The sequence below is a fragment of the Novosphingobium sp. JCM 18896 genome (assembly GCF_025938095.1).
In the GTDB taxonomy this organism is placed as follows: Bacteria; Pseudomonadota; Alphaproteobacteria; order Sphingomonadales; family Sphingomonadaceae; genus Novosphingobium.
Genome location: NZ_JAPCZF010000002.1, coordinates 696,524 through 709,908, shown reverse-complemented (window position 1 = coordinate 709,908; position 13,385 = coordinate 696,524). Strand labels below are relative to the sequence as shown.

Genomic DNA, 13,385 nt, shown 5'->3' with positions numbered 1-13,385 from the left:
ATTCCTCCGCTTTGGCGCTATTCTTGGTGAACGGTTTCCACAGAACCACTCGGTTCGTCGACACCAGGCCTCGCTTCGGCGTGAATTGAGTGCGCGGATTCGCTTGGTCTTCGGCAAACTGCTAGCCGCCGCGCCGGTGGGAAAAGACTAAGCACGGGGTCGTCTTGAAAGGTATGAGCGCCAGCGGCGTAATGGACCGCTTGCGGACTCTATTCCCGGAACGCGAATTCTTCATGCGTTCGCAGGGTCAGGTCCGTTTCATCAAGATTTCCTCGAAGCTGCAGATGGCGGCTGCGGGTGTCGTTGCGGCCTTGCTGCTCGCCTGGGTGGTCACCATGGCCACCGTCGCGATCTCGCAGATCCTGTCGACGCACGATCGCATGGCCCTGCTCAACCGCGAGGCCAAGGTCACCACGGCCGAGAGCCGCGTCGCCGAATATCGCAACGATCTCAAGGCCGTAGCTGCCGACCTCAACCGCCGCCAGGACTTCATCGACAAGATGGCCGATTCGCAGTTCGGCGTCCTGCCGAGCGATCCGCAGGCCGGCGAGACCGTCTCCGACAGCCGCGGCGAAGCCGGGCGCACGGTCGACAAGGTCAGCGCCGCGCTGCCCGAGGCCACCGGCCTCGCGCGGATCGAGGCGCGCCAGCTCGCCTTCGTCGAACGCCTGACGCGCATGGCCGATCGCCGCGCGCTGCGCGCCGCCGATGCGATCCGCACCTTGGGGCTCAATCCCGAGCAGATGATCACCCAGCTCAACGATCGCAGCGCCCAGGGCGGTCCGCTGCTGCACCTCGCCACTTCGGCCGACGGCACGATCGACCCGCGCTTCCAGCGCATGGGCATGAGCCTGGCGCGGATGAACCTGCTCGAGCGCGGCCTCGCGGGCATCCCGCAGGTCGAACCCGCCGACATGGACTACGTCTCGTCGGGCTTCGGCTACCGCGCCGATCCCTTCACCGGCGAAGGCGCGTTCCACGCCGGGCTCGACTTCAAGGGCCCGATCGGCGCGCCGGTCCACGCCGCGGCCAAGGGCGTCGTCTCCTTCGTCGGCCAGAAGCAGGGCTACGGCAACTGCCTCGAGATCGACCACGGCAACGGCCTGCTGACGCGCTATGCGCACCTTTCCGCCTTCCACGCGAGGGTCGGCCAGCCGGTCAAGGCCGGCGACTTCGTCGCGCAGATCGGCAGTTCCGGCCGTTCCACTGGCCCGCATCTGCATTTCGAGGTCCGGATCAACGACCGGCCCGTCAACCCACGACCCTTCCTGGAGGCTGCGCCCCATGTTCTCGAAGAAGCCCGGGTCGGTCGGCCCGGCCTCCGCAAGTAGCGCCGTCATGAACGGTTCGACCTTCTCCGTCCTCGGCGCCGACACGACGATCCGCGGCGACATCACCGCCTCGGCCGATCTCCATCTCGACGGCAAGGTCGAGGGCGACATCACCTGCGCCGCGCTCGTCCAGGGCGAATCGAGCCATGTCACCGGCGCCGTCACCGCCGAGACCGCGCGGCTCGCCGGCACGGTCACGGGCACGATCACCGCGCGCGAGCTGGTGATCCTCAAGTCCGCACGCATCGAGGGCGACGTCCACTACGACGCGCTGACGATCGAACAGGGCGCCCAGGTCGACGGCCGCCTCTCGCCGCGCGCCGCCAAGGCGCCCGAGCACGAGACGCACCTGGTGCTCGCCGCCTCGCAGGATTGATCGGGGGCGGGGCGGACGCTCCGGGCCTTACCCACGCTAACAAATACCCGTCATCCCCGCGAAGGCGGGGATCCATCTCCGATGCTCCCCGAAGGCACCGCGGTGCAATGCGAAAGCTGGGGTGATGGATCCCCGCCTTCGCGGGGATGACGGGTTATTTTGTGTTTCGGGAGATGCGCGAGACCGCCCCCCTCACCCCTCTGCCGCGACTTCCTCGCGCAGGGCCTTGCGGTCGAGCTTGCCGACCATCGTCTTGGGCAGGCTGCCGCGGATCACCACGGCGTCGACTCTTTCGTGCTTGCCGAGCCGGTCGTTGACCCAGCTCTTGAGCGCATCGGCGCCCTCCTCCGCCTCGTCCTGCAGGGTTACGAAAGCGCGCGGCACCTCGCCGCGGTAGGAATCGGCGACGCCGATCACCAGCGCCTCCTTGATCGCCGGGTTCTGCAGGATCACCGCCTCGAGCTGGCTGGGGAAGACCTTGAAGCCGCCGACCGCGATCATGTCTTTCGAGCGGTCGACGATGCGCGTGAAGCCGTCGGGCTCGATCACCGCGATGTCACCCGTGCGCAGCCAGCGCTCGCCGCCGATGTCGGCGAAAGCCGAAGCCGCCGCCTCGGGCCGGTTCCAGTAGCCGAGCATCACCTGCGGGCCGAGCACCGCGAGTTCGCCGGGCTCGCCCGGCGGCGCCCAGCGCGTAGGATCCTCCTTGTCGAGCAGCGCCAGCCGCGTGCCGGGCAGCGGATGGCCGATCGTGCCCGGGCGCTCGACATCCTCATAGGGGTTAGCCGTAGCGACGCCCGAGGTCTCGGTCAGCCCGTAACCCTCGATCAGCCTGGCGCCGGTCGCCTCCTCGAACTGCTTCTTGAGCGGTGCCGGCAAGGGCGCCCCGCCCGAGACGCAGACACGCAGGCTCGAAAAGTCGGTCTTCTTGAGATCGGGATGGTCGAGCAGCGCCTGGTACATCGTCGGCACGCCGGGCATGGCCGTGGCCTGCGCGCGCGCCAGGGTCTTGAGCGCCTGGCCCGCCTGGAAGCGCGGCAACATGGCGATGCAGCCGCCGTCGTGGATCGTGCGGTTGAGCACGCAGGCGTTGGCGAAGACGTGGAAGAACGGCAGCACGCCGACGATCATGTCGCGCTCGCCGCGGTGCGGGTCGATCGCCACGACCTGTCGGGCATTGGCCGAGAGGTTCTGGTGCGTGAGCATCGCCCCCTTGGGCGTGCCCGTGGTTCCACCCGTGTACTGGAGCAGCGCGAGATCGGTCAGCGGATCGATCGCCACGGGTTCGGGCGTCTTGTCGACCAGCGCGTGGCGCCACTCGACCACGTCGGCCTGTTGCGGGATCGGCATGATGTCGCTGCGGCGGAACAGGCGGATGCCGATCGACTGGACGAAAGGCAGCATGTGCTCGAGCCGCGCGATGATCAGCTTTTCGAGCGAGGAACTGCGCAGCACTTCGAGCGCGGTCGGCTGGAGCGCCGGCACGTCGAGCGTGACGATGATTTTCGTCCCCGAATCCTCGACCTGCGCCTCGAGCTCGTGCGCGGTGTAGAGCGGCGAGAAGTTGACCACGGTGGCGCCGGCCATCATCGCGCCGAAATAGGCGGGGATGTAGACGGGCACGTTGGGCAGGTAGAGGCCCACGCGATCGCCCTTGGCCACGCCCATCGCCTGGAGCCCGGCGGCGAAGCAGCGCGCCTCGGCCATCAGGGTCTTGTACGAATAGAGGCGGCCGAAGAAGTCGACCAGCGGGGCATCGCCCTTCTCCGCCGTGGCGCGAGCGAAGAGCTCGGTCATCGCCAGAGGCGGGAACTGCTGATCCCAGGCGCACGGATGCGCATAGCGCGTCCGCCAGATTTCCGTCCCGCTCCCGTTTGTCATGGCGGCGAGTGTGTACGCTTGCCGCACGAAGGGCAAGGGGCGTTGTTTACACCTGTGTCAGTGAGGAAGAGCCATCCTCCCCGGAACGGGGAGGGGGGACCACCCGAAGGGTGGTGAGGGGGTTATCGGCCTGCTGCGACGTAGCCGGCCGTAGCGTGATCGGAAAACCCCCTCCGTCAGCGCTTCGCGCTGCCACCTCCCCGCGAGCGGGGAGGATGAGTAAGCGAACCTCAGGCCTCGCCGGCGGCTTCCGCGGCGCGCTTGGCTTCGAGCCAGGCGGCGGCTTCGGCTTCCTGGGCGGCCTCGCCGGCAGCCTTGTGGGCGGCCTCGCGCTCGGCGCGCAGTTCCTCGATCAGCGCCTCGCGATCGTCGCCCAGGCGGATGTCCTCGCTGCCGTCGTCGACGATGCCGGCCTTCTTGGCGGCCTTGGCGACCAGCGCGTCGAGCTCGCGCTGCGAGCACAGGCCCAGGGTCACCGGGTCCTTCGGCTGGATGTTGGCGATGTTCCAGTGCGAACGGTCGCGAATCGCCGCGATCGTGTTGCGCGTCGTGCCGATCAACTTGCCGACCTGCGCGTCCGAGATCTCGGGGTGGTGGCGCAGGATCCAGGCGATGCCGTCGGGCTTGTCCTGACGCTTCGACACGGGGGTATAGCGTGGGCCCTTGGTGCGGCTGACCGTGACCGGCGCCTTCTGCATCTTGAGCGCATAGTTGGGATCGGCCTGACCCTTCTCGATCTCGGCCATGGTCAGCTCGCCCGCGCGCACGGGATCGCGGCCCGTGTACTTGCTCGAGGCGAGGTCGTCGGCCATCGCCTGGACTTCGAGGATGTGCAGGCCGCAGAATTCGGCGATCTGTTCGAAGGTCAGCGCCGTGGTGTCGACGAGCCAGGACGCGGTCGCGTGCGGCATCAACGGAGTGGGCTGGGTCACGGTGATTCTCCCGAAGGCGCCTCTTGGAAACAGGGCGCCCTGCAAGCTGAAAACAATAAGGGCCGCCCCTTGCGGAGCGGCCGTACCATGAACCATTTAGGCGCAATCGCCGGGTTCGGCAAGTAAAACGCGGCACTAGGCCAGTCGATCGGCCGAATTGCTTCGGCGTTTCAATCCATCGCCACGTAGCCGGGCAGAGCCGCGACGCGCGCGAGCCAGGCTTGGACCGCCGAATAGTCGGCCAGCCGGAAACCGCCGGCCTCACTGACATGGGTATAGGCATAAAGCGCGATGTCGGCGAGCGACGGCCCCTCGCCCGCGAACCAGCCGCGCTGCGCGAGGTGCTGGTCCATCAGCGCGAGCGCCGCCTCGCCCGCCGCGCGCTTGCCCGCGATCTGGCCGCGCTGCGCCTCGGTCAGGTTCGCCTCGCCGATCAGGCTCAACCAGAAGCGCAGGGTCGCGACGTTGGGTTCGTGGTTGTACTGCTCGAAGAACATCCAGCGCAGCATGTCGGCGCGGTCGAAGCGGTCTTCGGGAATCAGCGCGGTGCCGTCGGCCAGGTACCAGCAGGCGGCATTGCTCTCGGGCAGGAAGCGCTCCCCCACCTGCAGCACGGGAATCCGCCCATTGGCATTGACCTCGCGCAGGAACTGCGGCGTCCGCGTCTCACCCTTGGTGATGTCATAGAACCGCCGTTCGAGCGGCAGCCCGAGCAGCGCCGCGGTCAGCCGGATCTTGTAGCAATTGCCGCTGCACGGGTCTTCGTGGAGGATCAGGGTTTCCATGGGGCGATGCTACGCGCGAATGCTGCGGCGGTCTTCGCGGAAATTGGCGGGTAATGGCAAGCAGGGCTGATAGATCGCGCCGCGGTTGCTGCATCGAGCATCGGAGATGGATCCCCGCCTTCGCGGGGATGACGGTGAAGGAACAGGAGACCTTCCAACCCAAAACCCCGTCATCCCCGCGAAGGCGGGGATCCATCTCCTGCCCTCTCGACCAGAACCGCATCAGCAGTTGATCACGAACCACAGGTCGTCCCACTCGGGATTGGCGCGCTCGATCGCCGCGATCTTCCAGTCACGGCGCCACTTCTTGACCGCCTTCTCGCGCACGATCGCGTCCTCGATGGAATCGTAGGGCTCGGCGTAGACCAGCTTCGTGATCCCGTGTTCCTCGCAGAACGCGCTGCCCTTGCCTTCGCGATGCTGGACCATCCTGGCGGCGATGTCCGAGGTGACGCCGGTGTAGAGCGCGCCGTACTTGCGGTTGGTCAGGATATAGACCCAGCCGCCGCGCATCGGGTCAGCTCGGGAGATGGATCCCCGCCTGCGCGGGGATGACGGAAATTTGGGCGAGAGCGTCTTTCAAACTACCCCCCTCTTTGTCACCCCCGCGAAGGCGGGGGCCCATCACCGATGCTCTCCGCTCACCCGGCAGCGGCGGTGAATCACCCCACCTCCAGCACGATCTTCCCGACATGCGCGCCCGCCTCCATATGCGCGTGCGCGGCGGCGGCATCGGCCAGGGGGAAGGTCCGGTCCATCACCGGGCGGAGCTGGCCGAGTTCGACGAAGGGCCAGACGTTGCGCACGATCTCCTGCGCGAGCAGCGCCTTGAACTCGGCCGAGCGCGGGCGGAGGGTCGAGCCGGTCAGGGTGTAGCGCCGGCTCATGACCACGGCCATGTTGACCTCGGCCTTCACCCCGCCCTGCACCGCGATCGTGACGTGACGGCCGTCTTCGGCCAGGCACTTGAGATTGCGCGCCACATAGTCGCCCGCGACCATGTCGAGCACGAGCTGGACGCCGCGGCCATCGGTGATCCGCCGCACTTCCTCGACGAAGTCCTGGGCCTTGTAGTCGATCGCATGGGCCGCGCCGATCGCCATCGCCTGCGCACATTTCTCGGGCCCGCCGCAGGTGACGATCACGGTCAGGTCGAACAGCTTGCCGAGCAGGATTGCCATCGTGCCGATGCCGGAAGTGCCGCCGTGGACGAGGATCGTTTCGCCCTCCATCGCCCAGCCGCGCTCGAACACGTTGTGCCAGACGGTGAACAGAGTCTCGGGCAGCGCCGCCGCCTCGGCCATCGACAGCGCCTCGGGCACGGCGAGGCAGTGGTCGGCACGCGCCAGGCAATATTCGGCATAGCCGCCGCCGGCGACCAGCGCGCAGACCTGCTGGCCGGGGATCAGTTCGACCACCCCCTCGCCCAGCGCGGCGACCTGCCCCGAAATCTCGAGCCCGGGAATCGGCGAGGCGCCGGGCGGCGCCGGGTAATTGCCCAGGCGCTGGACCACGTCGGGCCGATTGACCCCCGCAAAGGCCACCTTGATCAGGACTTCGCCGGGCCCTGGCGTGGGCACGGGCAGGCTTTGCGGCCGAAGCACTTCGGGTCCGCCGGGCGCGTCGAAACCTATCGCGATCATGGTCTGCGGAACGCTTGCCGGCATCGAGCCCCTTTCCAGCGGAATTCCTTTGGCATTCCTAAGCCATGGTGCCGGTTGACAGCAAGCCAAGAGCGTCCGATGTTTCGATGGTAATGGACGACGACGATCGACCACGGCCACGCGGAGACTCCGCCAGCCGACTCGCCGGCGAGAGCCTCGACAGCTATTCGCAGGAGGAGCTCGACTTACGCGTCGAATTGCTCGAGGCGGAGATCGCCCGCGTCACCGCCCACAAGGACCGCGCCGCCGCGCACCGGCTTGCCGCCGACGCCTTCTTCAAGCCCAAGGTACCATGACGCGGCCCGCTCTTTCGCGTGGCCTTCGCAATGGCCCTGATGCTTCCCATATGGGATTCGTTAACCATCTATCTTCATGTTTCCGACCCATCGGAGACTCTCTCTCCTCAGCGAAAGACCGATAATGCCCAGTTTCGCCCAGAACCTCGAAAAGACGCTGCATTCGGCGTTGGCCCAGGCCTCCGAGCGCAGCCACGAATATGCGACGCTCGAGCATCTGCTCCTCGCGCTGATCGACGATCCCGATGCGGCGCAGGTCATGGAAGCCTGCGGCGTCGATCTCGGCGATCTCGGCGACGTGGTGCGGCAGTACCTCGACCAGGAATACCAGTCGCTGAAGACGCAGGACAAGGGCGACCCCGCCCCCACCGCGGGCTTCCAGCGCGTGATCCAGCGCGCCATCCTCCACGTCCAGTCCTCGGGCAAGGACACGGTGACCGGCGCCAACGTGCTCGTCGCGCTGTTCTCCGAGCGTGACAGCTACGCGGTCTACTTTCTCCAGCAGCAGGACATGAGCCGGCTCGACGCGGTGAGCTTCATCAGCCACGGCATCGGCAAGGGCGGCCGCCGCATCGAGGATCGCACGCCCAAGGGCAACAGCGAGAGCGAGACCCCGCAGGCCGAGGAAAAGAACGAGGCAAAGGCCACCAAGAAGGATTCGGCGCTCGACCAGTTCTGCGTCAACCTCAACGAGAAGGCGCTGACCGGCAAGATCGACCCGCTGATCGGCCGCGGCCCCGAGGTCGACCGCACGATCCAGATCCTCTGCCGCCGCTCGAAGAACAACCCGCTCTATGTCGGCGATCCCGGCGTCGGCAAGACCGCCATCGCCGAGGGCCTGGCGCGCAAGATCGTCGAGGGCGAAGTGCCCGAGGTGCTGACCGACGCGGTGATCTATTCGCTCGACATGGGCTCGCTGCTGGCGGGCACGCGCTATCGCGGCGACTTCGAGGAACGCCTCAAGCAGGTGGTCTCCGAACTCGAGAAGATGCCCGAGGCCGTGCTGTTCATCGATGAGATCCACACGGTGATCGGCGCCGGCGCAACCAGCGGCGGCGCGATGGACGCGTCGAACCTGCTCAAGCCGGCGCTGTCCAGCGGCACGATCCGCTGCATCGGCTCGACCACCTACAAGGAGTTCCGCAACCACTTCGAGAAGGACCGCGCGCTGCTGCGCCGGTTCCAGAAGATCGACGTGAACGAACCGACGATCGAGGACACGATCAAGATCCTCAAGGGTCTGCGCACGGCCTTCGAGGACCACCACAAGGTCAAGTACACGCCCGACGCGATCAAGACCGCGGTCGAGCTGTCGGCGCGCTACATCAACGACCGCAAGCTGCCCGACAAGGCGATCGACGTGATCGACGAGGTCGGCGCGATGCAGATGCTGGTGCCGCCGAACAAGCGCAAGAAGACGATCACCGCGCGCGAGATCGAGGCCGTGATCGCGACGATGGCGCGCATCCCGCCCAAGTCGGTGTCGAGCGACGACAAGAAGGTGCTCGAACATCTCGAGCGTGACCTGAAGCGCGTGGTCTTCGGCCAGGACAAGGCGGTCGAGAAGCTCTCGATCGCGATGAAGCTGAGCCGCGCGGGCCTGCGCGATCCCGACAAGCCGATCGGCTCGTTCCTGTTCTCGGGCCCGACCGGCGTCGGCAAGACCGAGGTGGCCAAGCAGCTCGCCGCGATCATGGGCATTCCGATGCAGCGCTTCGACATGTCCGAATATATGGAGCGCCATTCGGTCAGCCGCCTGATCGGCGCGCCTCCGGGTTATGTCGGCTTCGACCAGGGCGGCCTCCTGACCGACGCGGTCGACCAGCAGCCGCATTCGGTCCTGCTGCTCGACGAGATTGAGAAGGCGCACCCGGACCTCTACAACATCCTGCTCCAGGTGATGGACAACGGTCGCCTGACCGACCACCACGGCAAGACCGTCGACTTCCGCAACGTCGTGCTGATCATGACGACCAATGCGGGCGCCTCGGACATGGCCAAGCAGGGCATCGGCTTCGGCGACGTCTCGAAGGAAGACGCCGGCGACGAAGCGGTGAAGCGGATGTTCACCCCCGAATTCCGCAACCGCCTCGATGCGATCGTGCCCTTCTCCTATCTGCCGACCGAGGTCATCAGCCGGGTCGTGGACAAGTTCATCCTCCAGCTCGAACTGCAGCTGGCCGAACAGAACGTCCACATCCAGTTCGACGGCGACGCGCGCGCCTGGCTGGGCGAGCGCGGCTACGACAAGCTCTACGGCGCGCGTCCGATGGCCCGCCTGATCCAGGACAAGGTCAAGCAGCCGCTCGCCGAGGAACTGCTGTTCGGTAAGCTCGCCCACGGCGGCGAGGTCCACGTCTCGGTCAAGGACGACGCGCTGAGCTTCGAACTGACCCCGGCACCGCCGAAGCTGGTCAAGAAGAAGGCGCCGGCTAAGGTGGCCAACCCCACCGCGCGCGCCGGTCGCAAGCCGGCGGCGAAGAAGGCTTCGTCCTCGGAGCCGAGCACCGACGGCGAATAAGGCATAGCCCCAGACACCGAAGCGGCCGTCCCGAAAGGGGCGGCCGTTTTCGTTGGAGCGCCGAGCTCACACAAACACACCCCGTCACCCCCGCGAAGGCGGGGGCCCATCTCCCGAGCTCTCCGATCGAACCGCCGTGCAGGACGAGAGCCCCGGTGATGGATCCCCGCCTTCGCGGGGATGACGGGAATTTGATGGGTATGGCTGTCAACGAGCCACTGGAACAAACCGCCCTGCCCAACCATCTTGCCTAGATGCCCGCCGCCACCTGGATTCGTCCCGAATCGCACGGGATCTACATCCCGCCCGCCGATTGCTGGATCGACCCGGCGCGGCCGGTCGCGCGCGCGCTCGTCACCCACGGCCATGCCGACCACGCGCGCGGTGGACATGGGCGGACCTTCGCGACCCCCGCCACGCTCGACATCATGAGTCTGCGGTACGGCGTCGAGACCCAACACGCCGTGCCCGCTGCCTATGGCGAGACGATCGAACTCGCGGGAAAGGTCACCGCGACCTGGCTCCCCGCGGGCCACGTGCTCGGCTCGGCGCAGATCCTGCTCGAACATGCCGGCGAGCGCGTCGTCGTCACCGGCGATTTCAAGCGCCGCGCCGATCCGACCTGCCCGCCGTTCGAACCCGTGGCCTGCGACGTGCTGATCACCGAGGCGACCTTCGGCCTGCCCGTGTTCCGCCACCCGCCGATCGCCGAGGAGATCGCCAAGCTGCTCGCCGCGCGCCAGGCCAATGCCGATCGCTGCGTGCTGGTCGGCGCCTATGCCCTGGGCAAGGCGCAAAGGCTGATCGCCGAGCTGCGGCTCGCCGGCTATCGCGCGCCGATCTACCTCCACGGCGCGATGGAGCGGATGTGCCGGCTCTACCAGGAGCACGGCGTCGACCTCGGCGATCTCCAGCCCGTTGCGGGTCTGCCCAAGGCGGCGCTGATGGGCCAGATCGTCGTATGCCCACCCTCGGCACTCAACGACCGCTGGAGCCGGCAGCTGCCCGATCCGATAACGGCCATGGCCTCGGGCTGGATGCGCGTCCGCCAGCGCGCGCGGCAGCGCAATGTCGAGCTGCCGCTGGTGATCTCCGACCACGCCGACTGGGACGAGCTGACGCGCACGATCGAAGAGGTGAACCCGACCGAGACCTGGATCACCCACGGCCGCGAGGAAGCCCTGCTGCGCTGGTGCGAGCTCCACCAGCGCAAGGCCCGCGCGCTGGCGCTGGTGGGGTATGAGGACGAGGATGATTGAGGGGGTGAGCTTCATCCTCCCCGGCACGGGGAGGGGGACCGCGACGCCGCAGGCGGCGTGGTGGAGGGGGCCCTCGTTCAGGCGCGACCTCGCTACGCGGCTCCAGGCGGAGAGCCCCCTCCACCACCCGCTGCTCGGGCGGTCCCCCTCCCCGTATCGGGGAGGATGAATGGAAGACTTCGCCCAACTCCTCGACGCGCTCGTCTACACCTCGTCGCGCAACGCCAAGCTGCGGCTCCTCGCCGATTACCTGCGCAAGACCCCCGATCCCGACCGCGGCTGGGCGCTCGCCGCGCTGACCGACGGGCTCGACTTCCCGGCGGTCAAGTCGGCGGTGATCCGCAACCTGCTGATGGAGCGCGTCGATCCCGTGCTCTACGCTCTGTCGCGCGACTATGTCGGCGATACCGCCGAGACCGCGAGCCTGCTCTGGCCCGAACCGGCCGAGCCGCCCTCCCCACCCAGCGTGTCCGAGGCCGTCGACATCCTCGCGAGCATGACCCGCGCCACGGTCACGCGCGAGCTGCCGGCCCTGCTCGACCGGCTCGACGCGAACGGCCGCTATGCCCTGCTCAAGCTGGCGACCGGGGCCATGCGCATCGGCATTTCGGCGCGGCTCGCCAAGACCGCCTTCGCCCAGGCCTTCGACGTCTCGGTCGACGATGTCGAGGAATACTGGCACGGCCAGACCGCGCCCTACCTGCCGCTGTTCGACTGGGCGGCGCGCGGCGCCGAGCCGCCCTCGGGCGAGGACCTGCCGCTGTTCCGGCCCTTCATGCTCGCGCATCCGCTCGACGAGACCGTGGTCGACATGGCCGACTATGCGGCCGAGTGGAAATGGGACGGCATCCGCGTCCAGCTCGTCCATGTCGCCAATGATTCTGGCGGCGAGACCCGCGTCTATTCGCGCTCGGGCGACGACATTTCGGCCACTTTCCCCGAGATCGCTAGCGCGCTCGACATTCCCGCGGTGCTCGACGGCGAACTGCTCGTGCGCGGTTCGCACCAGGGCGGCGAACGCGCCGAACAGGCCGGCGCGGCGAGCTTCAACGCGCTTCAGCAAAGGCTCGGGCGCAAGACCGTCTCGAAGAAGATGCTGGAGGACTACCCTGCCTTCGTCCGGCTTTACGACGCGCTGATCGTCGAGGGCGAGGACCTGCGCGAATTGAGCTGGGAGCAGCGCCGCGCGCGGCTCGAGGCCTTCGTCCCACGGCTCGATCCGGCGCGCTTCGACGTGAGCGAGGTGATCGAGGCCGCGACGCTCGACGAGCTCGCGACGATCCGCGAACGCGCGCGCGACGAGGCGATCGAAGGGGTCATGCTCAAGCGCCGCGACAGCCCCTATGTCGCCGGGCGCCGCACCGGGCTCTGGTACAAGTGGAAGCGCGATCCGCTGCTGATCGATTGCGTGCTGATGTATGCCCAGCGCGGCTCCGGCAAGCGTAGCTCGTTCTATTCGGATTACACCTTCGGCTGCTGGGACGGCGATCCCGATAAGGGCGCGGAATTGCTCCCGGTCGGCAAGGCCTATTTCGGCTTCACCGACGAGGAGCTCAAATGGCTCGACCGCTACGTCCGTCAGCACACGGTCAAGACCTTCGGCCCGGTGCGCGAGACCGACAAGAGCCTGGTCTTCGAGGTCGCCTTCGATTCGGTCCATGCCAGCAAGCGCCACAAGTCGGGCCTCGCCATGCGCTTCCCAAGGATCAGCCGCATCCGTATGGACAAGCCCGCGCACGAGGCCGACCGGATCGACACCTTGCGCGCCCTGATCAAAGATTGAGCCGATGAAAACGCCGCCCTCGCCGTCAACCCCACCGCGCTCACGCCTGCGCCGGCTGATCCTGCCCGGCGTGGTGGCTTGCGTGGCGATCGTCGCGGCCTTCGCCTTCAACGCGGCGCGCGGCCCCGCCGGCGCCTGGACCTACAGCACCGAAAAGGGTGCCGATGGCAACGAGGATCATTTCGCCACCCTGCTCAGCAGCAACCGCATAAGCCAGAAGCCGCCCTACGATGCCGAGACGACGATGGAGATCGTCGTCGGGCAGACCGCCAAGGGCCCCGAAGCGACGCTGAGAGTCAGCTCGGGGCAGTTGATGTGTCCGTCCTATGCGGGCTGCACGGGCACCGTCCGCTTCGACGACGGGCCCGAGCGCGAGCTGCGGCTCGAAGGCTTCCTGCAGAGCGGCACCCGCACGGTCTTCGTCAAGGAACCCAAGCCGTTCATCGCCGCACTGATGCGCGCGCAACGCGTGACGATCCGCAAGGCCATGCTCGGCGCGGGCACGCCGCGCTTCGAGTTCGCCGTGGCGGGGCTCGACTGGGACTATTGAGCGCGGC

General features: G+C 67.4%; 12 protein-coding genes. 7 read left to right on the top strand and 5 right to left on the bottom strand.

The features are described 5' to 3' along the window. Positions 1-173 precede the first annotated feature (173 nt). Together OLX23_RS09375 and OLX23_RS09370 are read left to right on the top strand one after the other, a co-directional pair. Positions 174-1,331 carry a M23 family metallopeptidase gene (locus tag OLX23_RS09375; RefSeq protein WP_264444922.1) on the top strand — a complete coding sequence of 386 codons (1,158 nt, stop codon included), beginning with the start codon at positions 174-176 and terminating at the stop codon, positions 1,329-1,331. Between the two features lie 7 nt (positions 1,332-1,338). Next, positions 1,339-1,707, top strand: coding sequence for a bactofilin family protein (locus tag OLX23_RS09370; protein ID WP_264444631.1), 369 nt, complete (start codon positions 1,339-1,341; stop codon positions 1,705-1,707). A 192-nt stretch (positions 1,708-1,899) separates the two neighbouring features. On the opposite strand, the gene OLX23_RS09365 is transcribed toward OLX23_RS09370, so the two are convergent. The 5 genes from OLX23_RS09365 to OLX23_RS09345 form a co-directional block, all read right to left on the bottom strand. Continuing rightward, positions 1,900-3,588 (bottom strand): AMP-binding protein, encoded by a 1,689-nt coding sequence (locus tag OLX23_RS09365; protein ID WP_264444629.1) that lies wholly within the window; start codon positions 3,586-3,588, stop codon positions 1,900-1,902. Positions 3,589-3,818: 230 nt separating this feature from the next. Further along, positions 3,819-4,520 carry a DUF1013 domain-containing protein gene (locus OLX23_RS09360; protein ID WP_264444628.1) on the bottom strand — a complete coding sequence of 234 codons (702 nt, stop codon included), beginning with the start codon at positions 4,518-4,520 and terminating at the stop codon, positions 3,819-3,821. A 170-nt stretch (positions 4,521-4,690) separates the two neighbouring features. Further along, positions 4,691-5,305, bottom strand: coding sequence for a glutathione S-transferase family protein (locus tag OLX23_RS09355; RefSeq protein ID WP_264444627.1), 615 nt, complete (start codon positions 5,303-5,305; stop codon positions 4,691-4,693). Between the two features lie 222 nt (positions 5,306-5,527). After that, positions 5,528-5,818 carry a GIY-YIG nuclease family protein gene (locus OLX23_RS09350; RefSeq protein ID WP_264444626.1) on the bottom strand — a complete coding sequence of 97 codons (291 nt, stop codon included), beginning with the start codon at positions 5,816-5,818 and terminating at the stop codon, positions 5,528-5,530. A 149-nt stretch (positions 5,819-5,967) separates the two neighbouring features. Then, positions 5,968-6,972, bottom strand: coding sequence for an NAD(P)H-quinone oxidoreductase (locus OLX23_RS09345; RefSeq protein WP_264444624.1), 1,005 nt, complete (start codon positions 6,970-6,972; stop codon positions 5,968-5,970). Positions 6,973-7,061: 89 nt separating this feature from the next. Here OLX23_RS09345 and OLX23_RS09340 point away from each other — a divergent pair, with 89 nt between their 5' ends. The 5 genes from OLX23_RS09340 (at position 7,062) to OLX23_RS09320 (ending at position 13,378) form a co-directional block, all read left to right on the top strand. After that, complete coding sequence (locus OLX23_RS09340) at positions 7,062-7,265, top strand: DUF1192 domain-containing protein (protein WP_264444623.1); 204 nt, start codon at positions 7,062-7,064, stop codon at positions 7,263-7,265. Positions 7,266-7,389: 124 nt separating this feature from the next. Continuing rightward, positions 7,390-9,786: an ATP-dependent Clp protease ATP-binding subunit ClpA gene (clpA, locus tag OLX23_RS09335; protein ID WP_264444622.1), complete on the top strand. Its 2,397-nt coding sequence runs from the start codon at positions 7,390-7,392 to the stop codon at positions 9,784-9,786. A 254-nt stretch (positions 9,787-10,040) separates the two neighbouring features. Then, on the top strand, positions 10,041-11,045 hold the full coding sequence (locus OLX23_RS09330) for a ligase-associated DNA damage response exonuclease (protein WP_264444620.1): 1,005 nt from the start codon (positions 10,041-10,043) through the stop codon (positions 11,043-11,045). Between the two features lie 169 nt (positions 11,046-11,214). After that, entirely contained in the window at positions 11,215-12,828 is a 1,614-nt protein-coding gene (locus tag OLX23_RS09325; protein ID WP_264444619.1) for a cisplatin damage response ATP-dependent DNA ligase, read from the top strand. Between the two features lie 4 nt (positions 12,829-12,832). Next, complete coding sequence (locus OLX23_RS09320; RefSeq protein ID WP_264444618.1) at positions 12,833-13,378, top strand: hypothetical protein; 546 nt, start codon at positions 12,833-12,835, stop codon at positions 13,376-13,378. Positions 13,379-13,385: the final 7 nt, after the last annotated feature.

Coding starts and splice junctions, on each gene's coding strand:
- OLX23_RS09325 (WP_264444619.1), top strand. CDS start 11,215: ATGGAAGACTTCGCCCAACTCCTCGACGCGCTCGTCTACACCTCGTCG.
- OLX23_RS09365 (WP_264444629.1), bottom strand. CDS start 3,588: ATGACAAACGGGAGCGGGACGGAAATCTGGCGGACGCGCTATGCGCAT.
- OLX23_RS09370 (WP_264444631.1), top strand. CDS start 1,339: ATGAACGGTTCGACCTTCTCCGTCCTCGGCGCCGACACGACGATCCGC.
- clpA (WP_264444622.1), top strand. CDS start 7,390: ATGCCCAGTTTCGCCCAGAACCTCGAAAAGACGCTGCATTCGGCGTTG.
- OLX23_RS09355 (WP_264444627.1), bottom strand. CDS start 5,305: ATGGAAACCCTGATCCTCCACGAAGACCCGTGCAGCGGCAATTGCTAC.
- OLX23_RS09350 (WP_264444626.1), bottom strand. CDS start 5,818: ATGCGCGGCGGCTGGGTCTATATCCTGACCAACCGCAAGTACGGCGCG.
- OLX23_RS09330 (WP_264444620.1), top strand. CDS start 10,041: ATGCCCGCCGCCACCTGGATTCGTCCCGAATCGCACGGGATCTACATC.
- OLX23_RS09375 (WP_264444922.1), top strand. CDS start 174: ATGAGCGCCAGCGGCGTAATGGACCGCTTGCGGACTCTATTCCCGGAA.
- OLX23_RS09340 (WP_264444623.1), top strand. CDS start 7,062: ATGGACGACGACGATCGACCACGGCCACGCGGAGACTCCGCCAGCCGA.
- OLX23_RS09345 (WP_264444624.1), bottom strand. CDS start 6,972: ATGCCGGCAAGCGTTCCGCAGACCATGATCGCGATAGGTTTCGACGCG.
- OLX23_RS09320 (WP_264444618.1), top strand. CDS start 12,833: ATGAAAACGCCGCCCTCGCCGTCAACCCCACCGCGCTCACGCCTGCGC.